This is a genomic window from Sphingobacterium alkalisoli (assembly GCF_005049105.1).
Classification (GTDB): domain Bacteria; phylum Bacteroidota; class Bacteroidia; order Sphingobacteriales; family Sphingobacteriaceae; genus Sphingobacterium; species Sphingobacterium alkalisoli.
The window spans coordinates 18,830-45,546 of the sequence record NZ_SUKA01000006.1; the positions used below are offsets into that span (position 1 = coordinate 18,830).

Sequence of the window (26,717 nt, forward strand, 5' to 3'; positions counted from 1 at the left end):
AAATTTATTTTGCACGAATATAGTTGATTAAACAATTAATTCTTCGCTGTTTTTTGTAAAAATATTATGATGAATGTTCTGCATCACTTATTAATGGCAGCTGGATATAGAAAGTTGTTCCGACGTTTAATTCGGTTTCGAATCTAATATTTCCGCCCATCCCATCAATAGTTTGTTTTACAAAGGCTAGTCCTAATCCTGTGCCAGAGCTTTTAGTGGTGAAATTTGGTCTAAAGATATTGGGTATAGCATCCTCGGCTATACCTAATCCATTATCCTTGACTTGTAATTCGATCCAAGAATCTGGGATACGATATATCAATAGAGTAATACGGTGTTTCCGCTTTTTAGGACTAGCTTCGATGGCGTTTTTGAAAAGGTTGTTAAATGACCTTAACAGCTGATTGCGATCACCTAGTACATTTATCTTTTTTAGGTTTGTATTGTTAACTAATTCTACAACGGTATTTTGATTTGTATTGTATAAGTCGATACATTTTGCTACTTCTTCAAGAAGATCAATTTCGACCAGCTTTGTCTCGGGCAATTTTGCAAAAGCAGAAAACTCGGACGCAATTCGCGATAAGGCATCTATCTGTTCGATAAAAGATGTGGATATACGACCAAATCGTTCTTCCAATTTGGGGTCTTTTTCATAAAAAGATCGGCTAAGCTGCTGTATACCTAATTTCATCGGTGTCAACGGATTTTTGATTTCGTGAGCAATCTGTTTAGCCATCTCTCGCCAGGTGGTCTCTCGTTCTGCATTACGAAGCTGTTTGGCATTTTCTTCAAGCTTAACTAGCATATAATTATATTCCTTTATCAGGGCTCCTATCTCATCATTTTTCTCCCAATATAGTGGTTCATTTGGTTTGCTACTTAGATTGGTTTGCGATAATTTTTTACTGATAATATGGAGGGGCGCTGTAATCTTATTGGATATAAATGCCGAGAAGAACGCAAATGCAATGATTATAATCGTATAGATATTCAGAATAGTATTCAGAATGATATTCTGATTGGAGGTGTCTTCTTTTTTAGCCGCATAATAAGGTACACTTAGGTAGGCAATCGTCTCGTACTCACTGTTTCGAATGGTAGCATAGGTAGCCGAATATTCAAAACTTGCTATTCTTTCCGTAAGTAAGGTTTCTGTTTTCTTGAGAACATTTAGATCGATATAAGCATCTTGATTGATGTACTCGGATAATAATTTTTGATCATAAATCTTCGCTTGTGTTGAATAAATTAATTTTCCATTTTTATTGTACAAATTGAAGTCTGTAACTAAAATATCTGTTAAATACTGAAGGATATTTTCTAACCTATCGAGTGGTACTATATCGGTATACGAAATGGTGTTTTCTATGCGTTTGCTTACTTCAGAAATATAATTCAATCGGTCATTTTTCTTGTTGTTTTCGGACTGATAGCTTATGCTGAAAAAAGTAATTATTCCAGAAATAATAATAGCAAATAACACAGAAGTAATAACCAAAGTTTGAATGCGTGTACTGTACTGGATATTACTAAAGAGTAGTCGGAAATGGTATTTTAGATGTTTGAATTTAAATCTTCTATAGTTGAAAATAGTATATATGGAAGTAAAGAATTTCAGTACAGTGGTGGAAATGTATAAAATTAAAAAACAAAGCGATGCCACGGCTATAAATTCCCAATAGGATTGAAAGGGTTTACTTACGATAATAGTAGTGAAAGGATTTGGCTTGTACAGCATGTGATGGAATCCATAGCTGTCTACTAATTTAATAAATTCATTTTCATTTTTAGGATATTCTTTATCTGTATTGGGATAAGTAAATTTCCCATTCTGAGTAATGAGTGATCCATTTTTGTAAAGCGCAAAACTATCTTTATTAATGTTCTCTTGATTGATAAAGTCCAATCTATTATCTGTGAGAATAGCAGGGTAGGGAATGGTAGGGCTGAATGCCTTGTTTTTTAAGTTGAGAAATAACAATACGCTTTGTGTTTCGCTAATGGGCAAGGCGATTTGGGCAAAATATTCGTGTGTGCCGATTTCACTTGCCACTTTATAAAAGTATTCGGTTTCGTTTAGTCGGGCTGATCTACTGATTACTTTTTCTCTATACTCGTCTATTTTGTTTTTGTTATAATTGCCTAGCGAGTTATTCTCAAAGTAATAGTAGCCTTGGAATTCATATTTGGAAAGGTAGCCGCTTAAATATTGCCTTTTTATATAGTCATCGATAAAACTAACTTCCTTGGAAGGAATGCCTAATGTAAAGAGGTGTTTTAGTTTCTGGTCATTCAGTATTTCATTTTCTATCTCGCTGAATAATGTAATGGCATTGATATCGTCTTCGGCCTCTAGGTTTGTTAGAATAAGCTTCATCTCTTCTTCCTGATTAACTTTCCACGCTTCTGTATATTTTATCGTCGAAATCAGTGCAATCAACACCAAAGCGGCGATATGGGAAGAGAAGTTGTTCTCATGTATTTTATGATTGTCAAAGGATCTGATCATAATCAATAGACCGACAATAACATTGAATAAACTATAATCGTCGAAGAGTGCTGAAACGATAATTGCTTGCACTAAAACAAATAACTGAATATTCAGATTGGTAGTTGTTTTTTCTATTATTTTTTTACCTAGATCGAGTACTAGATCAGATAAGACGACTAAGGATAGTATATTTATGCAATAGATCGCAACAAATATCAACGTAATGGAGTTTAGATCTAGTAAATGTGTTATATCGTTGTTTCGTACAGAGGTATTTATGGTTAAGGTGTTTATTTGAAAAAAAAATGCGTGAAAAAGTACGTACAACAAGGATAGAAGTAAGTAATATACCGTTATCCCGTTCACTTTTTTTAATAGGATTGCAGGGATCTTAAGAAACTTCTTAATAGAAACAAGGTGGTAAATAAACCAAAGCACACTGATGCTATTTATAATAAATGCCCATAGGTGTGGAAAGAATTTATTATATGCGTAGTATTTTGGATCAAAAATAGCTAAGCTTGAATTTTGTGCCAACCAATTTGTTTCTAGATCTGCTATTCGTATCCCGACGATTACAGCAGCAAATAATAATGCAGATAGCCAAGCCCTTCCTTTTTTTGCTAATTCGTAGCAAATATTACTCATTAGAATGATAAAGAGCAATGTTCCCAATACCCAACAAATGAATTGGATCTGGATATAGACATTATTGTGTTTTCCGGGTTTTAGTTTTACAGAAAAGAGATATGCTTTGTTTTTGGAATAAATATTCCGGATACTTCCTGTATCATTAAACTCTGCAATTTCTAAATTCTCAGATTTTAATATCCAATCGAGAAAAGAGTTTTTTAGATATTCATTATTCGTGTTAAAATTTCTTTTGACAGGTAAGAGTGCCAATAAAGTGATATTATTAGCAATATGCTTTTGTTGGACAATGAATGAACGGTTGTCGGATTTGATAAAATTTATGTCGTTTTTTAGACCATCGTGTGTTTCCGGTACGTACACATTCGAAACCCAGTAAACAGGTTTGTTGTTTTTATAAATGTATAGGTATACAGATTCTTTTGCATATCGTTTAGCATACTCTCTTACTTGCAGTGGATATCTTTCAAAGTTGCTGAGTGTCTTTAATAGTAGGGTATCGGAAAAGATTTTACCAATAATATCTTCCTTTTGATGAATATTCTTGGTTAGGGTTTTGGTATCAAGTTCCAAAAGATCTTCTTTACCGACTCTATTGTGAATCGTGATGGCTGTTGCGACAAAACATAAGGTAAGAAGAAGTAAGAGAATTCGAATTTTATATCCCATTTTTAAGATTGGCTATACAATTAAACGAAGTAAATATAGCTAAAAAAGTCCTCGTAAATATTTTTACGAGGACTTTAAATGACATCTAAAGAAGAAATTAATTGTGAATATCTTCTTCTCTGAAGAATTTTGCTGTCAGATATTCTCGGTTCATGCGCGCTATATTTGTCAATTTAATACCTTTTGGACATTCTGCTTCGCAAGCGCCTGTATTTGTACAATTACCGAAGCCTTCGGCATCCATTTGGTCTACCATAGCTTGAGCACGTTCATAACGTTCGGTTTGACCTTGAGGTAACAAGGCAAATTGAGATATTTTAGCGGATACAAAAAGCATGGCAGAGGCGTTTTTGCATGCAGCTACGCATGCTCCACATCCGATACAGGTAGCTGATTCGAACGCTTCATCAGCGATACGTTTGGGAATCAGGATATTGTTTGCATCTTGAGCTCCACCTGTATTCACATTTACATATCCTCCAGCTTGTTGGATACGATCAAATGCTGTACGGTCTGTAGCTAAATCTTTTAATACAGGAAACGCGGCTGCTCTCCAAGGCTCAATCACGATCGTCTGCCCGTCGTGAAATGAACGCATGTGAAGTTGGCAAGTCGTTATTCCGTATTTAGGGCCATGAGGACGCCCGTTAATTACTAACGAACACATCCCACAAATTCCTTCGCGACAGTCATGATCAAAATATATAGGATCTTCTCCTTTACGAGTAAGATCATCATTGACAATGTCAAGCATCTCTAAGAAAGACATATCATCTGCAATGTCATTCGCTTGAATAGTCACGAATTGACCTTTGGATTTATCGTTTTTCTGACGCCATACTTTTAGCGTTAAATTCATATGTGCACTCATATCGATATATGATTTGAAATCTGAAACTTGAGATATGAGATACTAGAATTCTTAACTATCTATTATCTCATATCTGTTATCTCATATCTATTTATAACTTCTTTGTGTTAACTTAACGTTTTCAAATACTAGTTCTTCTTTGTGAAGGACTTCTGGTTGATCATCGCCGGTATATTCCCATGCTGCCACGTATGTGAATTCTTCGTCGATACGCATCGCTTCGCCTTCCTCAGTTTGTGACTCCAAACGGAAGTGTCCTCCGCATGACTCTCTTCGATTCAAGGCATCATCCACCATCAACTCTCCTAATTCTATAAAATCGGCAACACGGCCAGCTTTTTCAAGAGACATATTTAACTCTTCGTTCTCTCCTAAAACTCTGACATTGCTCCAGAATTCTTTTTTTAGCTCCTGGATTAATCCTTTCGCTTTAGTAAGTCCCTCTGCAGTACGTGCCATGCCACAGTATTCCCACATAATATGGCCTAATTCTTTATGGATGTCGTCTACCGTTTTTTCACCTCTTAACGCTAATAGCGCATTGATTTTTTGTTCTACCTCTTGGCGGGTTTGCTCGAATGCAGGATGATTTTTATCAACTGGATTAAAGTTTCCTAATTTTGCCAAATAGTCACCTACTGTATACGGAATCACAAAATAACCATCTGATAGCCCTTGCATTAATGCCGATGCACCCAAACGGTTAGCTCCGTGATCTGAGAAGTTACATTCTCCTAATGCATAAAGACCAGGGACAGTAGTCATTAAGTTATAATCTACCCAAACGCCGCCCATTGTGTAGTGAACCGCAGGGTAAATACGCATAGGTTGTTTATAAGGGTTCTCATCCGTGATTTGGTAATACATGTCAAATAAATTACCATATTTTGCACGTACAGTATCTTCACCCAAACGTTGGATGGCGTCTGCAAAATCCAAAAATACAGCCACACCTGACTTACCTACGCCTCGACCGTCATCTACTGCTTCTTTCGCATTCCGAGATGCTACATCCCGAGGTACTAAATTACCAAATGAAGGGTATTTGCGTTCTAAGAAGTAATCTCTGTCATCTTCTTTAATGTCTACTGCCTTCAATTCACCTTTGCGTAATTTAGCAGCTAACTCCGTTGTTTTAGGTACCCATACGCGGCCGTCATTACGTAGGGATTCTGACATTAGTGTTAATTTGGACTGATGATCACCTGTTACAGGAATACAAGTAGGGTGAATTTGCGTGTAGCAGGGATTAGCAAAGAAAGCTCCTCGCTTGTGGGCTCTCCAAGCAGCGGTTATATTACATCCCATCGCATTTGTCGACAAGAAGAATACGTTGCCATATCCACCGGTGCACAATAAGACAGCGTGTCCTTCGTGGGCTTCGATCTTTCCTGTTACCATATCACGAGTGATAATACCACGTGCTTGACCGTCGATCTTTACAAGATCCAACATTTCATGGCGAGTGTAAGATTTTACTTTGCCTTTTTGAATTTGTCTATTTAAAGCAGAATAAGCACCTAACAATAGTTGCTGCCCTGTTTGACCACGTGCATAAAATGTACGTGAAACTTGCGCTCCCCCAAAGGAACGATTATCTAACAATCCCCCATATTCGCGTGCAAAAGGCACGCCTTGAGCAACGCATTGATCGATAATATTCGTCGAAACTTCCGCTAAACGGTACACGTTTGCTTCACGCGCTCGATAGTCACCTCCTTTGATGGTATCGTAAAATAAACGGTATACAGAGTCACCGTCATTTTGATAATCCTTTGCAGCATTAATACCCCCTTGTGCTGCAATAGAGTGTGCTCGACGGGGAGAATCTTGGTAACAAAATGTTTTCACATTGTAACCCAATTCTGCCAACGATGCGGCAGCAGAAGCACCAGCTAATCCCGTACCAACAACGATAATAGTAAATTTACGTTTGTTAGCTGGATTAACAAGCTTCATTTCAAATTTATGTTTTGACCATTTTTCAGCCAGTGGGCCTGCAGGTACTTTTGAATCTAACATATGCTTTATTTATTTTAATAGATTTGCGTGATACGCTATCCTAAAATATTACTTAATGAAATAAAAATATAATGGCATTATAGCAAATGCGATAGGGATAATAACACCAAATATCCAAACCCCTAAAAACCGAATGATAGGCACATATTTCTTATGATTAAAACCTATTGTCTGAAACGCCGAACCGAATCCATGTATCAAGTGAAACGCTAAAGCTGCCATGGCGATTACATATAGTGCAACCAGACCAATGTTTTGAAATGCATAATCTACTTGTTTATAAAGATCGCGGGCTTTTGTTACCTCTACACCATTTTCAGTAATCACTGAATATTCCGTAAAGTCTGTCGCTTGCAGTTCGTGGGTCGTCACGGTTCCTGTGGAAAGATCTTTATGATACTCTACATAAGGTACTTGATCATTGTGATACTTCCACCAAAAGTTTTGTAAATGCGTAGCTAAAAATACTAAGATGATAGTACCTAATATCCCCATATTACGAGAATTCCACTTACTGTTTGCTTGGCCATCATATTGTTTGTATGCAATAGGTCTAGCCGTTTTATTATTCATTGTCACTACTATTGCATAGATAGCATGAATGATAATAGAGGCATAAAGTAAGTATGAAACTACTTTAATAGGTGTAAAATGTGTCATGAAATAAGCATAATTATTAAATGCATATCCTTCATCACTTTTAAATAACTGCAAGTTACCGATCAGGTGAATAACTAGGAACGTACATAAAAATAATCCTGTTAAGCTCATGATCAGTTTCTTCCCAATGGAAGAACTTAAAACTGGCTTCGATTTACTACTCATTATCCTTGTAATTTATTTTAAGGGCAAAAATATCTATTTACTTTATAATAAATCCGTTTATAATACAAAAAACCTATAATTTAGAATTGTTCTAATTTCAGTATATAAAAAGAGGTCGAATGCGTTAACATCCGACCTCTTTAGCTTATATTTCTATACAGATATACCGCCTATAAGAAAGCGAAACCTACGCCGATGGTCCACATTCTTATTTTTTGATTATCGTTTCCACTGCCGTTAAGGTTAGTCAACCCATGCTCGTAACGTAAATCTACGGTTAGCTTGCTTATATCCGCGCCAATTCCTCCAATGATTCCTGTTGAAGTTTTCTTGTAACTATCCCAATTGGTCGCCTGTGTGAAATCAATATCACCATCCTGTGCAAAGGAAAATACGGGGCCTGCTTGCACACGGAAGCCAACCGGACCTAAACCTATTTTCGTTCCCAGCAAAATAGGTACGTCAAAGCTTTTGAACGTGGCGTCTCCACTTTCATTTCCTTCTTTAAGGCCTACTTTTTTGTTGGCAAAATACGCCTCGGGTTGTACGTGAAAGCCTGCTATTCCTACACGGCCCCATAACCCCAGTTGGTAACCTGTCTTCGTATCGGAGTTGAATAATTTACCCTCTGAATGTAGTGTAGAAAAGCCTAGAGCTCCTTTTATGCCCAATTTGAATGACGGAAGTAATTGTGCCTGCGAATTCGTGATTGATAAAAGGCAGACAATTGCTACGAGTATTAGTTTTTTCATGTGATAAGTGTTAAATTTAGCAACTAAAATAAGAATTAATCTTTAACTGACATAAATGATTGTACTATGATAACGTTTAAAATTTCAAATTCTGATTGGGAAGTGCTAAAAATAAAACTTCAACGAAAATACAATCACCTGACAGATGCTGATTTGCGATACAACGAAGGAGAAGAGGAGGCGCTTTTGGAACGCTTAGCGAAAAGATTACGTAGAAACAGAGATTACGTTTTTTTTACACTATCTAAAGAATTGACCGACTTAGACAGTAATAGGTTGTAACGGAAATGGAGGAGATAAGTTGGACAGAATTTGAAAAAGTTGATCTTCGTGTAGGAACTATTTTGGAAGTATATGACTTTCCTGAGGCGCGTAAGCCAGCCTATCAACTGCGTATAGATTTTGGAGAATTAGGTGTTAAAAAATCCAGTGCCCAAATTACGAAATTATACACTAAGGAAGCATTGATAAATCGACAGGTTATTGCGGTTGTCAATTTCCCTAAAAAGCAGATTGGTAAGTTTCTGTCTGAGTGTTTGGTTACTGGATTTGAAGATGAAAATGGAGATATTGTACTTTCTAGTGTAGAGCGCCGGCTTCCGAACGGTGCTAAATTGAACTAAAATGCGGATTTTTAATTTTGAGAACGATACATCTTTATCGACAGACGAGCTGTATATGAAAGAGGCGCTGCGACTGGCGCAGCGTGCCTTTGAAGAAGACGAAGTCCCGATAGGTGCGATCGTTGTTTCTCAGGGGAAAATTATTGGAAAAGGCTATAACTTAACTGAGCGTTTGAATGATGTTACCGCTCATGCGGAAATGCAGGCGTTTACAGCCGCTTCTAATTTTATTGGAGGCAAATATTTAACAGATTGTACATTGTATGTTACAATAGAGCCTTGTGTGATGTGTGCCGGGGCATCGTATTGGACTCAGATATCCCGTATTGTGTATGGGGCAAAAGACGAAAAGAGGGGTTTTGCTAAGTTTAATCAACAGATTATCCATCCAAAGACGGAAATTGTTGGAGGAGTGATGGAAGAGGATTGCGCAACGTTAATTAAATCATTTTTTCGTAATAAACGTTGATTTGTCTTTAAAATGACGATTCCGACAAACAAACCTAATACGAAATTTGTTATATTCGTGCTGTTAATAATAGAATAATAAACATAAACATAACAAAACTATGGCATTTGAATTAGAAGCATTACCATACGCTGCAGACGCGCTAGAACCACATATTGATAGAGAGACCATGGAAATTCATCATGATCGTCATCATCAAGCTTATATCGATAACTTAAATAAGGCTATTGCTGGAACGGATGCTGAAAATGCATCTTTAGAAGATATTTTGAAAAATGTGAGTAACTATTCGCCCGCTGTTCGTAACAACGGTGGAGGACATTTCAATCACAGGTTATTTTGGTCTGTTTTAGGTCCTAACGGGGGTGGCGCTCCTACGGGCGAGTTGGCTCAGGCTATTGATGATGCATTTGGCTCTTTCGATGAATTGAAAAAGAAACTACAAGAAGCTGGAGCAACCCGTTTCGGTTCGGGCTGGTCATGGCTTATCGTTGGTGAAGATGGTAAATTGGCCGTCACTTCTACTCCTAATCAAGATAATCCTTTGATGGATGTGGCAGACGTAAAAGGTACACCAATCCTTGGTATTGATGTATGGGAGCATGCGTACTATTTGAAATATCAAAACAAACGCCCCGCTTATTTAGAAGCAATTTTTAATGTTGTTAACTGGGATGCTGTAGCACAAAACTACGCATCGGCTAAGTAATAATATTGATGGTTTAAGGGAAGGCGATATAGTTTCTATGTCGCCTTTTTTACTTCTAATAGCACATTGGAGGGGATCGACTAGGATGAACTATGCTATTATGACTCATGGACGAGGCAGCGTGTTAACTAACTGGCGGGTATGCTGCGGTACTGTTGTGAAAGATACAGGAGCTGAAAACTAAAAAATACTACCGTCAGCGGGATGAACAAAATTTTATACGTATGAAAAAGATAGGACTCTTGTTATTATTATTGTTACCGGTTTTAGGATCTTGTCAACATATGAATTCGAAAACAGCAGAAATTAAACAAATTAGAAATATGGGAAATGCATCGAATACGGCTATATTAGCTGCAGGATGTTTTTGGTGCGTAGAAGCTCCATTGTTACTATTGGATGGGGTAGATACGGTAGTGTCCGGATATATTGGTGGCCACGTTGTTAATCCAAATTATACGCAGGTTTCAATGGGTAATACGGGACATGCAGAAGCGGTGTTGATAAAATTTGATCCTTCAAAAATAAGTTATGATGGATTATTGGAGGCCTTTTTTTTGATACATGATCCCACGCAGCTTAATAGACAAGGAAATGATATTGGAACGCAGTATCGTTCGGCTATATTTCCACTTAATGATGAGCAGGAAGAAAAGGCAAGGTATTACATTGAAAAATTAAATGCGGAAAAGGTGTATGATAATCCTATTGTAACTACTATAGAGAATGCCAGTGAATTTTATAAGGCAGAAGATTATCATCAAAATTATTATGCCCTGAATCCAAATGAAATGTATTGCAGGCTCGTCATTAAACCAAAAATGGACAAGTTTAAGAAAGTGTTCGCGGACAAATTAAAATAATTACTGGCCAATTATGAAGGCGATACAATTTACTGTTCCGGTATATGGTGAAGATTTGTTTGCTCTTTTAGAAGATAAGAAAGATAATTTTTATGGTTACTATCATCGACATGAGGAGCTCCAAATTACCTATATTCTCAAGGGGAGGGGAACCATCATGATTGGTAACGTTGTGCAGTCTTTTAGTCAGGATGACGTGTTTATTCTGAAACCGAATGAACCGCATATGTTTGATAAGTATGGGGCTGAAAAAGTAATCGAGGAAGATACGATTCATGCTGTTCATCTGTTTGTCAATCTTGAAAGGATGACTAAACTTTTCGCACTAGCTGAGTTTGCAGATCTCAGTACATACTTTCGTGACCTAGATGTAAGTAAACGGTTAGAATCTTCTGTTGCTCATCTACTACGGGATAACTTTTTGAACCTACTATACAAAGTGGGCATTCCAAAATTTACTGAATTTATAACACTATTGCATGGTCTTATGCAAAGTCGAAATGAATCCATATCGTTATATTCAGGTATACGAAATTTAAATTACTCCGATAAAGATGGCGAACGCATAAGTTCTGTATTTAAATATACTTTAGATAATTTTGAGCATGATATTAGCATTAGCGAAGTCGCTTCTTTAGTTTATATGACACCCACATCGTTTTGTAAATTTTTTAAAAAGCATACGATGAAAACTTATATCGGTTTTCTAAACGAGGTCAGGATTGAAAAAGCTTGTCAGCTGTTAATTAATAGAAAGACAGAAAGTATCTCAGAAACAGCATTTCGGGTAGGATTCAATAATATCGTTCATTTTAATCGTGTTTTTAAGCGTGTTATGGGACTCTCGCCGCATAATTACACTAGACTGCATACACTAGTTTAAGAGCATTTTTGACATAATTTGTCTTTTGATGGGTAGGTGAAGAGGAGTTCCAGTATAGATAAAGTGACACTCGTTATAAAGGGTAAATGGAGTTTTTTGCCTGTATACTAGTTTTTTATAATTTAATTGCTCGTTGTATTTGATCTTTATTTCACCTTTTTCGATAAACTTTGTGGTGGATAAAATAGGTTAAATGATGGATAAATGTGGTGTACTCATCCTGTCAATTATGATGTATTTTTACATAAATAAAAATTGAATTATGTTAAAAGGTTTTTTTAATGTTCCAGCTCCTGTAAATGAGCCCGTGTACACGTATGCACCCGGAACGAAAGAGAGAAGTTTATTGAAAGAGGCTATTTCAGAAGCAAGAGCTAAGGAAATCGATGTGCCAATGTATATTGGTGATGAAGAAGTTCGCACAGAAAACAAAGTGCAATTAACTCCACCACACGACCACCAACATGTATTGGGCTACTATTCCCAAGGTACAAAATCTAATGTAACAGACGCTATTAACGCGGCGCTAGCAGCAAAATCTAATTGGGAGAACCTCCCATGGGAACAGCGTGCAGCTGTTTTCCTGAAGGCAGCGGAGCTGGCTTCTACCAAATACCGCTATAAATTAAATGCTGCAACTATGCTGGGGCAATCAAAAAATGCGTATCAGGCGGAGATTGACTCAGCATGTGAGTTTACCGATTTTTTACGGTTTAATGTGCAGTATATGAGCGAGATCTATGCGCAACAACCTCCCGCAAATAGCAAGGGGGTGTGGAATCGTGTTGAACAACGTCCATTAGAAGGCTTTGTTTTTGCATTAACACCATTCAATTTTACCGCTATTGCAGGTAATTTACCTTCATGCGTCGCTATGATGGGAAATGTTGTTGTTTGGAAGCCATCAAATACCCAGATATACTCTGCAAATATTTTGATGCAAATTTTTAAGGAAGCGGGTTTGCCTGATGGTGTTATAAATTTGGTATATGTCTCTGGCCCGGATGCGGGAGATGTTATCTTTAAACATCCAGATTTTGCAGGTATTCACTTTACAGGCTCTACAGGTGTCTTCCAAGATGTTTGGAAGACAATTGGTCAAAACATCCATTTATATAAAACATATCCTCGTATAGTTGGAGAGACGGGTGGTAAGGATTTTATATTGGCTCATCCTTCTGCAGATTTAGCCGTATTGAATACAGCCTTAGTACGTGGGGCATTCGAGTATCAGGGACAAAAATGTTCTGCGGCATCACGTGCATATATCCCACAATCATTGTGGTCGAATTTACAACAATCTATGGAAAAAGATATTAAATCTTTCAAAATGGGTGGAACGGAAGATTTTGGTAACTTCATCAATGCTGTAATTGACGAAAAAGCATTTGATAAGATTACAAAATATATTGATAATGCAAAACAATCCGTCGATGCAGAGGTAGTTATCGGCGGAGGTTACGATAAATCTAAGGGCTATTTTATTGAACCAACTGTTATTCTAGCTAAAAAGGCAGACTATGAAACTTTGTCTGAAGAATTATTTGGTCCTGTGTTAACTGTTTATGTTTATGAAGACAGAAATTGGAGTGAAACGTTGGAATTGGTCGATAGTACATCGATTTATGCATTGACCGGCGCTATTATTTCTCAGGATCGCTATGCTATACAAGAAGCTACTCATATATTACGCAATGCAGCAGGTAACTTCTATATTAATGATAAATGTACTGGTGCCGTAGTAGGGCAACAACCTTTTGGTGGGGCACGCGGCTCGGGCACAAATGATAAAGCTGGATCGATGATCAACTTATTACGATGGGTGTCTCCCCGCACAATAAAAGAAACATTTGCTGCGGATACAGATTACAGGTATCCATTTTTGAGCTCTGAAGATTAAAGACAAAGTATAAGAGTATAAAGACAGAAGTTCAATTAATGGATTCCTGTCTTATATATTTTCTCATACCTCTCTGTGCGTAAATTGCCTTGAAAAAATGTAAGTGAAAAAGAAAGAGCAACCAATTTTCGGTTGCTCTTTCTTTACAGTATATATGAATAAAGTTTATTCCTTACTTAAAACTGACTGATCTAGATTGACTCCACTCACTTCCGCTCTAATCTTAGCTTCTATCTCGTCGCTAAGATCTGGGTTGTCCGATAATAAAGATTTCACTGCATCACGTCCCTGACCTAGCTTGGTGTCTCCGTAACTAAACCAGGAGCCTGATTTTTTAACAATGCCATATTCTACCCCTAAATCGATTATTTCGCCAACTTTTGAAATCCCTTCTCCAAACATGATATCAAATTCAGCTATACGAAAAGGTGGTGCTACCTTGTTTTTTACAATTTTTACTTTTACACGATTACCCGACACCTCGTCCGCATCTTTGATTTGTGAGGTACGACGAATATCCAAGCGTACGGATGCATAGAATTTTAAAGCGTTACCACCGGTCGTAGTTTCTGGATTGCCAAACATCACGCCGATCTTTTCACGTAATTGGTTAATAAAGATACAGCAGCAGTTTGTTTTGGATATTGTACCGGTTAATTTACGTAACGCCTGTGACATTAAACGTGCTTGAAGGCCCATTTTGGAATCGCCCATTTCACCTTCAATCTCACCTTTCGGAACTAAAGCGGCGACAGAATCTATTACGATAACGTCAATTGCGCCTGATCGAATAAGGTTATCTGCAATTTCCAGCCCTTGCTCACCGTTATCGGGTTGAGAGATCAAAAGATTTTCAATATCTACGCCTAATTTTTGAGCATAGTACTTGTCAAAAGCATGCTCCGCATCTATGATTGCTGCTATACCACCTTTTTTTTGTGCTTCAGCAACGATATGGGTCGCTAAGGTAGTTTTACCAGAAGATTCAGGACCGTATATTTCGATCACTCGTCCTTTCGGAACACCGCCAATTCCTAAAGCGATGTCTAAGCCCAATGAACCGGTAGAAATGGATTCAATGGGTTCTACAGCAGAATCCCCTAATTTCATTATGGCACCCTTACCGTATGTTTTGTCCAGTTTATCTAATGTAAGTTGCAGTGCTTTTAACTTGTCTTCTTTGCTCATATTATTAGTATTTATAAATCAAAAGTAAGATATTAAAATGATATAACAAAATAATATGCTAAAAAAATTAGTCTATTATTTTTTGTAATAAAGATAGGGTCTAATTCAGATAGTTGACCAATTTGTTGAAAAGTTTATTTACTTTTTCTACGAACTTAATCAATTTCTTGAAAGATTTTGATTTTCGACGCTCTTATTGTACCAATATCCTCTTCAACTGTAAGCAGTTGGAATGGTTAAGTATTTTTATCAGGAGAGGTGGTTGCTGAAATAACCTTATGTGTTTTTTCAAAATACCTACACATATATGTAATAGGGCATTCTTCACATTTAGGCCTACGTGCCAGACAAATATATCGACCGTGAAGAATCAGCCAGTGATGCGCAATGGCAATCGTTTCCTTTGGTAAATATTTTACGAGTTGTTTTTCTACTGCTAGTGGGGTTGTAGCGTTACTTGTCAAACCTAGCCGGTTACTCACTCTAAAAACATGTGTATCGACTGCCATTGCAGGTTGTTGGAATACCACAGAGGAGATAACGTTTGCTGTTTTGCGTCCGACGCCAGGTAATTTTATCAAATCGTCTATTCTTTCCGGAACCTCGCCACTAAATTCAGCGTGCAGTTTTTGAGCCATACCGACAAGATGCTTCGCTTTATTATTGGGGTAGCTTACCGACCGGATATAAGTGAACACTTCCTCTGGGCTGCTTGCGGCAAGAGAAACAACATCGGGAAATCGTTTGAATAATGCTGGTGTTACTTGGTTGATGCGCTTGTCTGTGCATTGTGCAGAAAGAATTACCGCTACAAGAAGCTCATAAGGATTACTATAGTTTAGTTCTGTCTGTGCATCTGGATTATGGGTGGAAAAATAGCTTACAAATTCTTTATACCGTTCTTTCTTTAACATGCTACAAAGATAGGGAATTTGAGAAAGTACAATATATAAATAATGTACATACATGACAAAAGCTACTCTATTATTAGAGTAGCTTTTGTTGTTACTTACTTGAGTGACTTGGAGTAACTGAGTATTTTTTCAATAATCTGATCACTTGGAGCTTTAGTAAATTTTTTGATAGTTGCTTTTAGCTTTTCTTCAAATTGCTCTTCCGTCTCAATTTTGTTATCCCCCGCTATCCCCTCGTAAGTTAGACTTTCAGTTTTTGTAAAATTTTCTACCATACGCATCTTATTAGTTACAATACACTTATATAACGTAAGTTAAGAATTTATATTATAGAAAATTTAACATTTTTTTACTTTTTATTTGAGATAAATTTATTTGCCTCTACGATGGCATTATAAGCGTTTACGATTCCCCCTCCCGTGCTGATCTCGTCCAAAAAAACTTTCTTAGACGAGCCGTCTTGATTTATTTTTACTTTTTGATCTACTTTAGTTACTGATTTTAGGATTATATCTTTGGTCTCCTGAGCCGTCAGTTGTGGATAATAAGCTCTCAGTAGAGCTGCTAATCCAGATACAACCGGAGCAGCCATACTAGTTCCTTGCTGATCTTTGTATTTAGAATCTGGCATAGTGGAATGGATGGCTACCCCCGGCGCGAAGACATCGACTGTTTTGTATCCGTAATTTGAAAACTCTGCCAATAGGTCTCCATCTAATTCCCAAGATGTTGCTCCGACCGTGATCCATGAAGTGGCTTCTCCTGTTATAGCACCAAGGCTGTCTGTGAAATATTTGGTTGGATAATTTTTTGATATATCAATATTCTTTCCGTCGTTGCCAGCTGCATGTACAAGTAAAACGTCTTTTTCGATAGCATATTTAATAGCCTCATCCACTACTTTCTTATTATAAGTATAGCCTTTACCAAAACTCATGTTAATAATTTTAGCACCATTATCTACCGCGTAACGGATCCCGTTTGCTACGTCCTTGTCTCTTTCATCTCCATTTGGAACGACACGAATGGCCATTATTTTGACTTGGTCAGCAACGCCATTTATTCCTTTTCCATTGTCCCGTTTTGCACCAATAATGCCTGCAACGTGTGTGCCATGGTCTGCATCAGGACCTTTCACATCATTGTTGCCGTAGAACTGCTCTGTTGCGTTTTCGTAATTGTCCCCCACGATCGGACGTGGATCAAAATCTTTGTTTAAATGGTATTTTACTTGATCTCCGAAGTAGGTGTCTGCATCTTTGATGTCTGTATAGAATTTTTCAAATGAATTTTTTTCCAATTCCTTTTTTGCAATGCGAACGGCCATTTTCTGACGGTCAGATACCGCATTAAATGCGTCGAAATCGGCTTTGGTAATATCTTTTGGATCTTTTCCAATAACAGATATAATATTGTCCAATTCTTGTTTTAGCCGACCATAGTTTGTTTCTCCGAATTGCGCTTCGTCCATTTTTGTGGTGTAATCCGCAATCATTTTTTGATAGGCTACGAATTCTCTACGTTCGGCTTCAGAAAGTGGGGTGGAAGGTAGGACAGATATGTATTTTGGTTCATATTTTGCAATTAATCTGGTCACTTCGAGATTGTCGTGATTTACATTTTCGCCATTAGCTCCTCCAATAAAATTCCAGCCATATTTGTCATCTATATACCCATTTCCATCATCATCTTTGCCATCATTATTTGAATCCTTGTTATTAATCCACAAAACATCTTTCAGATCTTCGTGTTCAATATCTACGCCACCATCTATTACTGCCACAACTACTGGACTAGGCTTTTTCCCTTTCAATAGTTCATAGGCTTTTTCGGTGCTAATACCCATAATGCCATCCGCCTTGTAATCCAAATTAAACCAGTTCGCGGGAGGTGTATCTTTTTTGTCTTGGGTAAAACCCATGAAAGGCAATATACTGATGCCCAATAAGGCAACCAAATGTTTGTTTTTAAGCATATTTTGCAGTTTTGTTATTTTCTCTATTAAACAAATATAGTGCTATTAATTGCATCAGCTTGTTAAAAAAGGCAAAAAGTCATATACTTTTTACATAACTTTACTCTTTTATAAACCCTTCACAACATGATGGAAATAACAAAAATTAATTATATGATTCTAATTGGTGCTATTTTAACTTCTTGTTCGCAACAAACCAGACAATCCACTGTCATTTGGCCCGATGTAAAAATTCCTGTGGCTGGCATTAAACCATTTAATCGGATTATACATGGCGATACGGTGGCGGATAATTATTATTGGTTGAACGATTATTTCAAGAAAGGTCCAGAATCTGCAAACGTAGTAAAGTACTTAGAGGCGGAAAATGCGTACACCCAGGAAATGATGAAGAGTACGGAGGGGTTGCAAGCTAAGTTATTTACTGAAATGAAGTCCCGCATCAAAGAAAAAGATGAATCCGTTCCTTATCTTAAAAATGGGTATTACTATTACCGACGTACGGATGAAGGAAAACAGTATTATAAACTATGCCGAAAAAAGGGGAGCTTAGATGCAAAAGAGGAAGTGCTGTTGGATGTAGACGAGATGGCTAAAGGATATCCTTATTTTGCTGTTGGTGGCTCGTCTGTAAGTCCTGATAACAAGTTGCTGGCTTATGGAGTAGATACGATCTCAAGAAGAGAGTATACGCTGTATATCAAAAATCTGGAAACAGGAGAAGTGTATACGGATAAAATTGATAGAACTTCCGGAAGTGCGACGTGGGCAGCGGATAATAAAACAATGTTCTATACTTCTAAAAATTCAGTTACACTTCTCTCTGAAAAAATAAAAAGACATACCTTGGGGACAGATAGTAAGCAGGATGTAACAGTATATGAGGAAAAAGATAATACCAACTATATAGGTGTAGGAAAATCGAAAAATGGTGAATATATTCTAATTTATTCGACTGCTACATTAAGTTCGGAAGTGCTTTTTTTAAAAGCTAATGACCCAAGTGGAAAATTTAAAGTTTTTCAGCCCAGATTGAAAGACGTACTGTATTCGGTAATTCCTTTGGCAGATCGTTTCTTGGTATTGACTAATGATAAAGCTAAAAACTTTAAAGTAATGCAATGTCCGTTAGATAAAACGGGTAGAGAGAATTGGTCTGAATTCATTCCCCATCGGTCCGATGTACTGGTTGAAGGGATTGATGAATTTAGGGATTATCTCGTTATTTCGGAACGCAAAAATGGATTGACCAATTTAGCTATTCGTAATTTGAGCGATCATTCAACCCACTATCTAGATATGGGAGAACCGACTTATAAAGTGTTTTCCAGTACGAATGAAGAATATGAGTCTGATCTAGTACGTTATGGCTATACCTCATTGGTTACACCTTCTTCAACCTACGATTATAATATGAAGCGCAAAGAAAAGACTTTGCTTAAACAGCAGGAAGTGGTGGGCGGATACGATGCTGGACAGTATGTTACGGAGCGTTTGTTTGCTACTGCAAAGGATGGGACAAAAGTGCCTATTTCTCTGGTTTACAAAAAGGGGATAAAGAAGGATGGTTCTGCTCCTCTGTACTTATATGCGTATGGATCGTATGGGGCGTCCATGGATGCAACCTTTAGCACCAGCCGTCTGTCATTGCTTGACCGTGGATTCATTTTCGCCATAGCCCACATCCGCGGAGGAGAGGAGATGGGACGTCAGTGGTACGAAGATGGCAAGATGATGAAAAAGATCAATACGTTTACGGATTTTATTAATTGTGCGGAATACTTGCTTGCACAAAATTATACATCTAAAGGACATTTGTATGCTGAAGGTGGAAGTGCTGGAGGATTGCTTATGGGGGCAGTGATTAATATGGCTCCTGATTTGTGGAACGGTGTAATTGCTGCGGTGCCCTTCGTAGATGTGGTAAATACAATGTTGGACGAAAGTATTCCACTCACTACGAATGAATACGATGAATGGGGAAATCCGAATAATAAAGAAGCATACGAATATATGAAATCCTATTCTCCTTATGAGAATATAGAAGCTAAAGACTATCCCAACCTACTCGTTACAACTGGATTGCACGACAGTCAAGTGCAATATTTCGAACCTGCCAAATGGGTTGCTAAATTGCGAACGACTAAAACTGGCGATCAGGTGATCTTGTTAAAAACCGACATGGATTTCGGTCATGGAGGTGCTTCCGGCCGTTTTGATTACCTCAAAGATCAAGCATTAGAATATGCTTTTTTTCTTAAGCTAGAGGGAATTGATGATTAGCGTGTGCCAAGACTAGGATAAAGAGGCTCGATATACGAGTCTCTTTTAATCGGTAGATTCTTGAGATTGTTCCCTTTCAATTTTCCGGGAGTCAATTTGATGCTGCTTGTAATTTTCAATAGCATTTCTGCTTGCTACTTGCGATACATATATCGCTAAAAGAGCAATAACAGTTACGACTGCTAATCCCCATGCATATTTCTTTTTGTCTTGCTTTACAAGCCAGTACATAACAAAGATATAAGGAACTGCAAAGATGATATAGAAGATAATACTTGGTCCGACCATTATAATGTTATTTAATCACCAAAATTAGCTTATTTATTGTTCAATTTGAAAAATCTTATTGTCGAATTAACAAATAATTGACAGTGGCAAGGATTTAAACGTTTTAACAGAAGCGAAGTCCAATTGATAGTTTGTTGAAGTATGTTTTATATAATTGATTAAAATTCAAAAAAACTACAAAAAGATTGCATAAAAGAAAAAAATTATTTTTTACTTTTGCCATGTCCGATTTAAAGAGCGAACACATTATTTAAATGTATTGTACTAAGGCTAATATGGAATGGTTAAAACAAACTTCGAGAAAGCTTGTTGGCTCTCATATGGTCGAAATTTATACGTTAAACTGTCCAATTTTGCGATTTCGACGACCTATTCTGCCTCGGGCTTGATGCGGAGGCAGGCTAATTCCATCTGTTTAAAGGTCACCCGGATCGGTGATTTTTTTTCAAATTTAGTTTATATCACAAAGCACGAATGTGCATTAATTTTAGGTCGACATCTTAGATGACAATTTCAGATTTTTTAATTACTCCTGCTACATCTGCTCATTTGCATTATGCTGAACAAATCTGTGAGGAGATGTTTGAATCGGCAAAAGCTCGTGGAACAGGTATTGCGCGTCGTAAACCGGAATATGTAGCCATGAAAATGGACGAAGGAAAGGCCGTGATTGCGTTGCACAAGGACGGTACTTGGGCCGGATTTTGTTATATTGAAACATGGGGACATGGCGACTATGTTGCTAATTCTGGGTTAATTGTTAACCCGATTTTTCGAAAGGTTGGATTAGCAAAAGCAATAAAAAAGCGCGTGTTCGACCTTTCTCGGGAAAAATATCCCAATTCCAAAATATTTGGACTGACTACAGGACTGGCGGTGATGAAAATCAACTCCGACCTGGGTTACGAGCCCGTAACGTATTCTGAACTTACACAAGATGAAGAATTTTGGAAAGGCTGTAAGAGCTGTATTAACTACGATATCTTGATGAGTAAAGACCGTAAGAACTGTATGTGTACAGCGATGCTATGGGATCCTGTAGAAAAGGAAAAGGAGCTTAAAGAAAAAATTCAGCGTAAAGCTGAAGCAAAAGAACGTTTGGATCGGATAGCTAAGAAGCAATCGCTTTTAAAACGTATTGAAGCAAAATTATGGAAATCTACGAAAAAATTTGTCGCATCCGTAATTCCAGTGGGTACAAAACCAATAAAAGGGTATTAATTTGTTAACTTTGTTCGGCTTTCTATAGGCCGTGTATAAATTTCTTTATAAAGGAGCATGAAAAAAGTAGTTTTAGCATTCAGTGGTGGTTTAGATACCTCGTTTTGTTGTATTTATTTAACTCGAGATCTAGGTTTAGAAGTTCATTCAGTAGTCGTGAATACGGGTGGTTTTTCGAAGGAAGAAATTCAACATATTGAAAAGCGCGCTTATGAATTAGGTGTAAAATCGCATACTACGATCGACGAAACTGAAAACTATTACCGCGAAACGATAAAATATCTGATTTTTGGTAATGTATTGAAAAATGCAACTTATCCCTTATCCGTATCTGCAGAACGTGTCTGCCAGGCAACGGCAATCGCAAATTATGCCAAAACAATCGGAGCAGAATGCGTGGCTCATGGTTCTACGGGAGCAGGTAACGATCAAGTTCGTTTTGATATGATCTTCGAAACGTTAATTCCGGGAATAGAAATCATTACGCCAATTCGTGATCTAAAATTAAGCCGTGAAGCCGAAATTGACTATTTAAATAGTCACGGCATAGAATATTCGGCCGAAAAAGCGAAGTATTCGATTAATAAGGGACTGTGGGGTACTTCAGTAGGAGGTGCAGAGACGTTAACATCGAATCAATATCTTCCAGAGTCAGCGTGGCCTACACCTGTAACTTCTACAGAAGCCCGTCAAATAACGGTTGATTTTGAATATGGCGAACCTGTTGCTTTGAACGAACAAAAAATGGACGCTGTAAAAGTTATTCAACAGCTACAGGATCTTGCCCAGCCTTACGGTATTGGCCGCGACATTCACGTAGGTGATACGATCATTGGTATTAAGGGGCGCGTTGGTTTTGAAGCGGCTGCTCCCCTGATTTTGATTAAAGCGCATCATGCGTTAGAAAAACATACGTTAACAAAATGGCAATTATCTTGGAAAGATCAGATTGCGGCATTTTATGGGAATTATATGCATGAAGGTCAAATGCACGATCCAGTAATGCGCGATATTGAAGCGTTTCTACAGAGTTCACAATCGACGGTATCGGGTCGCGTTATTGTCGAATTGCATCCATACCGTTTTGTTATCATCGGTATCGAGTCGAATCACGATTTAATGTCTAATAAATTTGGTAGCTACGGAGAGATGAACAAGGGCTATACGGGTGACGATGTGAAAGGGTTTTCGAAGATATTTGGAAATCAGACGCTGATTTGGCACAAAGTAAATAAGGCGGACTAATGGAGAGTATTAAAGTAGGAATAGTAGGTTCTGCAGGGTATACTGGCGGTGAATTACTGCGTATATTGATCTACCACCCCAATGTAGAGATTGTATTCGCAAATAGCGCTTCTAATGCTGGGAATAAGTTGTATAAGGTACATAACGACTTATTGGGTGATACAGAGTTGACATTTTCTTCTGATTTTCATTCGAATATTGATGTTCTATTCCTTTGTGTAGGTCATGGAGACGCACGACGATTTTTAGATGCTCATTCCATTGACGCTTCCGTAAAAATCATTGATTTATCACAAGATTATCGTCTTCGTGCGAATACATCATATCAAGATAAAAGATTTATTTATGGCTTGCCCGAATTAAATCGAGACGCTATAAAGTTAGCACAGTATATTGCTAATCCAGGTTGTTTTGCCACGAATATCCAGTTGGCCTTGTTACCGTTGGCTAGTGAGGGAATATTACCTCATCAAATACATGTTAACGCGACTACAGGTTCGACAGGAGCAGGGCAAAAGCCAGGGCCGACGACTCATTTCTCCTGGCGTAATAACAATCTTTCCGCTTATAAATCTTTTGAACATCAACATTTACAGGAGATATCAGAATCTTTAGATCAGTTACAAGATGGTTTTTTACCGCAATCAGATAAATCTTTATTAGATAGAGCCGCAGAGAAAATCAATTTTGTGCCACAGCGTGGAGATTTTGCCCGGGGAATTTTTTCGACGATCTATCTTGAATCGGATTTGTCGGAAAGAGAAGCATACGAATTGTACGAAAGGTATTACGCTTCACATCCTTTTACGCATATATCTAATGAAAATATTGATTTAAAACAAGTTGTCAATACAAATAAAAGCATTATTCATCTAGAAAAACACGGTAATCAACTATTGGTATTGAATGCGACCGACAACTTGTTAAAAGGAGCTTCCGGTCAGGCTGTACAGAATATGAACCTGTTGTTTGGTTTGGATGAGCGTACAGGCTTGAATCTGAAGTCGATCGGATTTTAAGAAAAATATTAATGTCTATACAAGAAAGCCAATTCCTGCAGGAATTGGCTTTCTTGTTGCCCTATTTTTTAAAACGCATTTTGCGCAAACGTTTGATGATGCAACGGGTATATTATTAACAGAATGCATGTTGTATTTTTATTGCTTATTCTAAATTTATGATAAGACAATATTTAAAAAGTGTTATTCTGTTAGGTGTAGTATTCCTCATTAGCAACAACCATTTAAAAGCTAATGTTACGACAGATCGTTCTTTGTCGGCTATTAAATTCGAGGACAAAACGTATGAAATTCCGTTGGCCGGAAATGCCTTCTTTACCTATAAGGGTTCTCATGCCAAAGAAATAATTTCTAATACCGGTTTGACAAACTGGTCAGAATCTTCTACTGTTACAAGTGTTTATTTTCGAGCCTCGAAAGGAGGGACCTTTTCCTTAAAGCTTCGAGCCAAAGCATCTGAAGGTCAAAAGTCCCGTGTTCGGGTTTCAGTAGGTGAAAGATATGAAGAAATCGAACTGTTTTCGTCTAGTTTTGGAGAGATTAATGTTGGAGAGTTTCGCGTAGCGGGCGATGGTTACGTGAAAGTGAGTGTTCAAGGTGTCAATACTTCCGGCAATAGCTATGGAGAGATTTCGCATCTCTTAATTTCAGGTGAAGCCGTAGCAGATGGTGTGTTGTATTCTGATGATCCAAATTATTACTATTGGGCGAGAAGAGGGCCTTCATGCCATATGAATTACGATGTTTCCGGAATATCAAATGCTACCTATTATTATAATGAAATTACTATTCCAGAGGGTGAAGATAAGATTGGTTCATATTTTATGGCTATAGGTTTCGGGCAGGGATATTTCGGTATTCAAGTAAATTCCGAACGGGAAAGAAGAATACTGTTTTCCGTATGGAGTCCATTCCAGACGGATGATCCAAGAACAGTTCCTGATGATCAGCAGATTATCCTGAATAGAAAAGGCGTAGAGGTTCATACTGGAGAGTTCGGTAATGAAGGATCAGGAGGCCAAAGCTATTTGCGGTATAATTGGAAAGCCGGTATCACCTACCGATTTTTGCTAAAAGGAATTCCTGACGGAAATGACCACACCGATTATTCTGCATGGTTTTTTAATCCCGATACCCGGCAGTGGCAAATCGTCGCAAGCTTCAAGCGCCCGAAGACGAATACCTATTTGACTAGTTTTCACAGCTTCTTGGAGAATTTTAGTCCTAATCAAGGATATTTGGAACGTCAGGTAGAGTTCAAAAATCAATGGGTGTACAATGGCGAGTGGAATAAAATTACGTCAGCACGATTTACAGTAGACAATACCTATCATGCGAAACAGCGAATAGATGCCGTAGGAGGAGTAACCCCAAATGGATACTTTCTGAAAAATGGAGGATTCTTTAATGAAATCGTAACTCCTGGTAGCACCTTCTCATTTGATAATAAGAATACTGTTCCAAATATTGATTTTGAAAAACTACCCTAGTCCGAGCGAAATAGAAAAAATAGCGTACTTAAAAAACTATGATAAAGGAGCGAACATCTCGCTCTTTTATTTTTCTGTGCCCTTTTCGTTGCCTGACTCTTCGCTTAAGTTTTTATATGGATTCTGTTCCGATTCGTGAATTTCTTTATAATTTAACGTAGTTGTTGCAGGTGTAGATTCAACATCTACATTCACATCCAATTGGATTTTCTTTTTATTTCTCGGTTTCCGTACTATTCCCCATTTCATTAATAGCTCTTGTGTGGAATTTGTTTTTAAATGTTCTTTTTCTGGCTCGCCGATTAAAAATCCAATGGCCTGCATACTTGGGACTGCGTCGAAGATAACTTTTAAAGTAGCTATCAAAGGTAAAGCTAATATTAAACCAGATAGACCAAAAAGCATACCACCTAGTAAAATACCAATAATTGCCATTAAGGGGTTAATACTCACTTTACTTCCTACTATATTCGGAGTAATGATGTTACCTTCTAAAAATTGAACCAACTGAAACCAAATAACGACGCCTAATGCATACCAGGCACTGTCTTTTACGGCCAGTGCAAATAATGCCGGAAGAATAGAGCCAATCGCAATACCGATATATGGCAGTAGCATTAGCAAGGAAGCCAACGATCCAAAAAACCATGCATAGTCAATTCCCATTAACATCAATCCACCCGTATTTAGTACGGCTACAATTCCCATTACTGTCACTAGACCCAGCAAATAGCTCTGTACTACTTCATAAATCTTATTCAATACTTCATTCACCTTTCGCTGCGGGGTAGATTTGAACGTTTTGAAAAAAAATTCACGAAAGAAATCACGGTAATATAGAAGGAAAAAACTAAATAGAGGGACTAACACTGTTCCGGCTAAGGTATTACCTATAGAGCCAAAGGTGCTCGATAGGAGACTCCCAGTGTTTTCCAATGCTTTATTGCCTTGTTCTTGAAGTTTATCCATCATTTGACTGCGTTCTATACCAAAAGTCTCCTGAGTCCACACTTGCAATCTTTCAAAGACGGACAAAACTTTTTCGGTAATTGCAGAAGCATCCTTACCAATAATAATACTTTGGTGAACAATAAACCAACCAATTGTTGAAATAATTGCAATGGCAGCAATGACAGATAAAATTGCGGAAAATGCTTTTCCCAAACGCAGCCTTTCAAAAAAACGTGCTAGTGGAAATAGTGTAATTGATATCAAAATAGCGAATAATAATGGTACCAGCACACTTTGAGTTACGTACATCAATGCGATGATAAGTCCGAGCGCTAGTAAACTTGACGCGAGGTCAAGCGCATACGATCTTTTTGAAGAATCATTTTCCATAAAATTTAGTTTATCAAACAAC

23 protein-coding genes are annotated in these 26,717 nt (G+C 37.6%); 12 read left to right on the forward strand and 11 right to left on the reverse strand.

The window, feature by feature from the left end; genetic code table 11:
• Positions 1-64: 64 nt before the first annotated feature.
• The 5 genes from FAZ19_RS17465 to FAZ19_RS17485 all read right to left on the reverse strand — a co-directional run bounded on the left by FAZ19_RS17465 (position 65) and on the right by FAZ19_RS17485 (position 8,284).
• Entirely contained in the window at positions 65-3,814 is a 3,750-nt protein-coding gene (locus FAZ19_RS17465; RefSeq protein ID WP_136822049.1) for an ATP-binding protein, read from the reverse strand.
• Between the two features lie 97 nt (positions 3,815-3,911).
• Positions 3,912-4,685, reverse strand: a complete 774-nt coding sequence (locus FAZ19_RS17470) for a succinate dehydrogenase/fumarate reductase iron-sulfur subunit (RefSeq protein ID WP_136822050.1) — start codon at positions 4,683-4,685, stop codon at positions 3,912-3,914.
• Positions 4,686-4,772: 87 nt separating this feature from the next.
• Positions 4,773-6,707, reverse strand: a complete 1,935-nt coding sequence (locus tag FAZ19_RS17475) for a fumarate reductase/succinate dehydrogenase flavoprotein subunit (RefSeq protein WP_136822051.1) — start codon at positions 6,705-6,707, stop codon at positions 4,773-4,775.
• Between the two features lie 48 nt (positions 6,708-6,755).
• Positions 6,756-7,532, reverse strand: a complete 777-nt coding sequence (locus FAZ19_RS17480) for a succinate dehydrogenase cytochrome b subunit (protein ID WP_136822052.1) — start codon at positions 7,530-7,532, stop codon at positions 6,756-6,758.
• A gap of 170 nt (positions 7,533-7,702) precedes the next feature.
• Positions 7,703-8,284 carry an outer membrane beta-barrel protein gene (locus FAZ19_RS17485; protein ID WP_136822053.1) on the reverse strand — a complete coding sequence of 194 codons (582 nt, stop codon included), beginning with the start codon at positions 8,282-8,284 and terminating at the stop codon, positions 7,703-7,705.
• A gap of 66 nt (positions 8,285-8,350) precedes the next feature.
• Between FAZ19_RS17485 and FAZ19_RS17490 the strand changes: the two genes are divergently transcribed.
• From FAZ19_RS17490 to pruA, 7 genes are all read left to right on the forward strand, one after another.
• Entirely contained in the window at positions 8,351-8,566 is a 216-nt protein-coding gene (locus FAZ19_RS17490) for a hypothetical protein (protein WP_136822054.1), read from the forward strand.
• 5 nt (positions 8,567-8,571) lie between these two features.
• A complete protein-coding gene (locus FAZ19_RS17495) occupies positions 8,572-8,907 on the forward strand; it encodes a tRNA-binding protein (RefSeq protein WP_136822055.1) in 336 nt (111 codons plus the stop codon).
• A gap of 1 nt (position 8,908) precedes the next feature.
• The gene (locus FAZ19_RS17500) at positions 8,909-9,376 is read left to right on the forward strand and encodes a nucleoside deaminase (RefSeq protein ID WP_136822056.1); all 468 of its coding nucleotides are present in this window, start codon (positions 8,909-8,911) and stop codon (positions 9,374-9,376) included.
• A gap of 100 nt (positions 9,377-9,476) precedes the next feature.
• A complete protein-coding gene (locus tag FAZ19_RS17505; protein WP_136822057.1) occupies positions 9,477-10,085 on the forward strand; it encodes a superoxide dismutase in 609 nt (202 codons plus the stop codon).
• A gap of 224 nt (positions 10,086-10,309) precedes the next feature.
• Positions 10,310-10,948, forward strand: a complete 639-nt coding sequence (msrA, locus tag FAZ19_RS17510; protein ID WP_136822058.1) for a peptide-methionine (S)-S-oxide reductase MsrA — start codon at positions 10,310-10,312, stop codon at positions 10,946-10,948.
• A 13-nt stretch (positions 10,949-10,961) separates the two neighbouring features.
• Entirely contained in the window at positions 10,962-11,831 is an 870-nt protein-coding gene (locus FAZ19_RS17515) for an AraC family transcriptional regulator (RefSeq protein WP_136822059.1), read from the forward strand.
• Between the two features lie 262 nt (positions 11,832-12,093).
• On the forward strand, positions 12,094-13,731 hold the full coding sequence (pruA, locus tag FAZ19_RS17520) for an L-glutamate gamma-semialdehyde dehydrogenase (protein WP_136822060.1): 1,638 nt from the start codon (positions 12,094-12,096) through the stop codon (positions 13,729-13,731).
• Positions 13,732-13,896: 165 nt separating this feature from the next.
• Here pruA and recA read toward each other — a convergent pair whose 3' ends face one another.
• The 4 genes from recA to FAZ19_RS17540 all read right to left on the reverse strand — a co-directional run bounded on the left by recA (position 13,897) and on the right by FAZ19_RS17540 (position 17,808).
• Positions 13,897-14,919: a recombinase RecA gene (recA, locus tag FAZ19_RS17525; protein ID WP_136822061.1), complete on the reverse strand. Its 1,023-nt coding sequence runs from the start codon at positions 14,917-14,919 to the stop codon at positions 13,897-13,899.
• Positions 14,920-15,155: 236 nt separating this feature from the next.
• Positions 15,156-15,833 (reverse strand): endonuclease III, encoded by a 678-nt coding sequence (gene nth / locus FAZ19_RS17530; protein ID WP_136822062.1) that lies wholly within the window; start codon positions 15,831-15,833, stop codon positions 15,156-15,158.
• 95 nt (positions 15,834-15,928) lie between these two features.
• Positions 15,929-16,108: a hypothetical protein gene (locus tag FAZ19_RS17535; protein WP_136822063.1), complete on the reverse strand. Its 180-nt coding sequence runs from the start codon at positions 16,106-16,108 to the stop codon at positions 15,929-15,931.
• Between the two features lie 74 nt (positions 16,109-16,182).
• Positions 16,183-17,808 (reverse strand): S8 family peptidase, encoded by a 1,626-nt coding sequence (locus tag FAZ19_RS17540; RefSeq protein WP_229707632.1) that lies wholly within the window; start codon positions 17,806-17,808, stop codon positions 16,183-16,185.
• A gap of 126 nt (positions 17,809-17,934) precedes the next feature.
• Here FAZ19_RS17540 and FAZ19_RS17545 point away from each other — a divergent pair, with 126 nt between their 5' ends.
• Positions 17,935-20,091 carry a S9 family peptidase gene (locus FAZ19_RS17545; protein WP_229707633.1) on the forward strand — a complete coding sequence of 719 codons (2,157 nt, stop codon included), beginning with the start codon at positions 17,935-17,937 and terminating at the stop codon, positions 20,089-20,091.
• A 45-nt stretch (positions 20,092-20,136) separates the two neighbouring features.
• Here FAZ19_RS17545 and FAZ19_RS17550 read toward each other — a convergent pair whose 3' ends face one another.
• Positions 20,137-20,379, reverse strand: coding sequence for a hypothetical protein (locus tag FAZ19_RS17550; RefSeq protein WP_136822064.1), 243 nt, complete (start codon positions 20,377-20,379; stop codon positions 20,137-20,139).
• 504 nt (positions 20,380-20,883) lie between these two features.
• Here FAZ19_RS17550 and FAZ19_RS17555 point away from each other — a divergent pair.
• From FAZ19_RS17555 to FAZ19_RS17570, 4 genes are all read left to right on the forward strand, one after another.
• The gene (locus tag FAZ19_RS17555; protein WP_136822065.1) at positions 20,884-21,600 is read left to right on the forward strand and encodes a GNAT family N-acetyltransferase; all 717 of its coding nucleotides are present in this window, start codon (positions 20,884-20,886) and stop codon (positions 21,598-21,600) included.
• Positions 21,601-21,657: 57 nt separating this feature from the next.
• Positions 21,658-22,845 carry an argininosuccinate synthase gene (argG, locus tag FAZ19_RS17560; RefSeq protein ID WP_136822066.1) on the forward strand — a complete coding sequence of 396 codons (1,188 nt, stop codon included), beginning with the start codon at positions 21,658-21,660 and terminating at the stop codon, positions 22,843-22,845.
• Positions 22,845-23,864 carry an N-acetyl-gamma-glutamyl-phosphate reductase gene (gene argC, locus FAZ19_RS17565; RefSeq protein WP_136822067.1) on the forward strand — a complete coding sequence of 340 codons (1,020 nt, stop codon included), beginning with the start codon at positions 22,845-22,847 and terminating at the stop codon, positions 23,862-23,864. Before argG ends, argC begins: the two co-directional genes overlap by 1 nt.
• A 158-nt stretch (positions 23,865-24,022) precedes the next feature.
• Positions 24,023-25,354: a DUF3472 domain-containing protein gene (locus FAZ19_RS17570; RefSeq protein ID WP_136822068.1), complete on the forward strand. Its 1,332-nt coding sequence runs from the start codon at positions 24,023-24,025 to the stop codon at positions 25,352-25,354.
• A 66-nt stretch (positions 25,355-25,420) separates the two neighbouring features.
• Here the strand turns inward: FAZ19_RS17570 and FAZ19_RS17575 are convergent, their stop codons facing one another.
• Complete coding sequence (locus FAZ19_RS17575) at positions 25,421-26,695, reverse strand: AI-2E family transporter (protein WP_136822069.1); 1,275 nt, start codon at positions 26,693-26,695, stop codon at positions 25,421-25,423.
• Positions 26,696-26,717 lie beyond the last annotated feature (22 nt).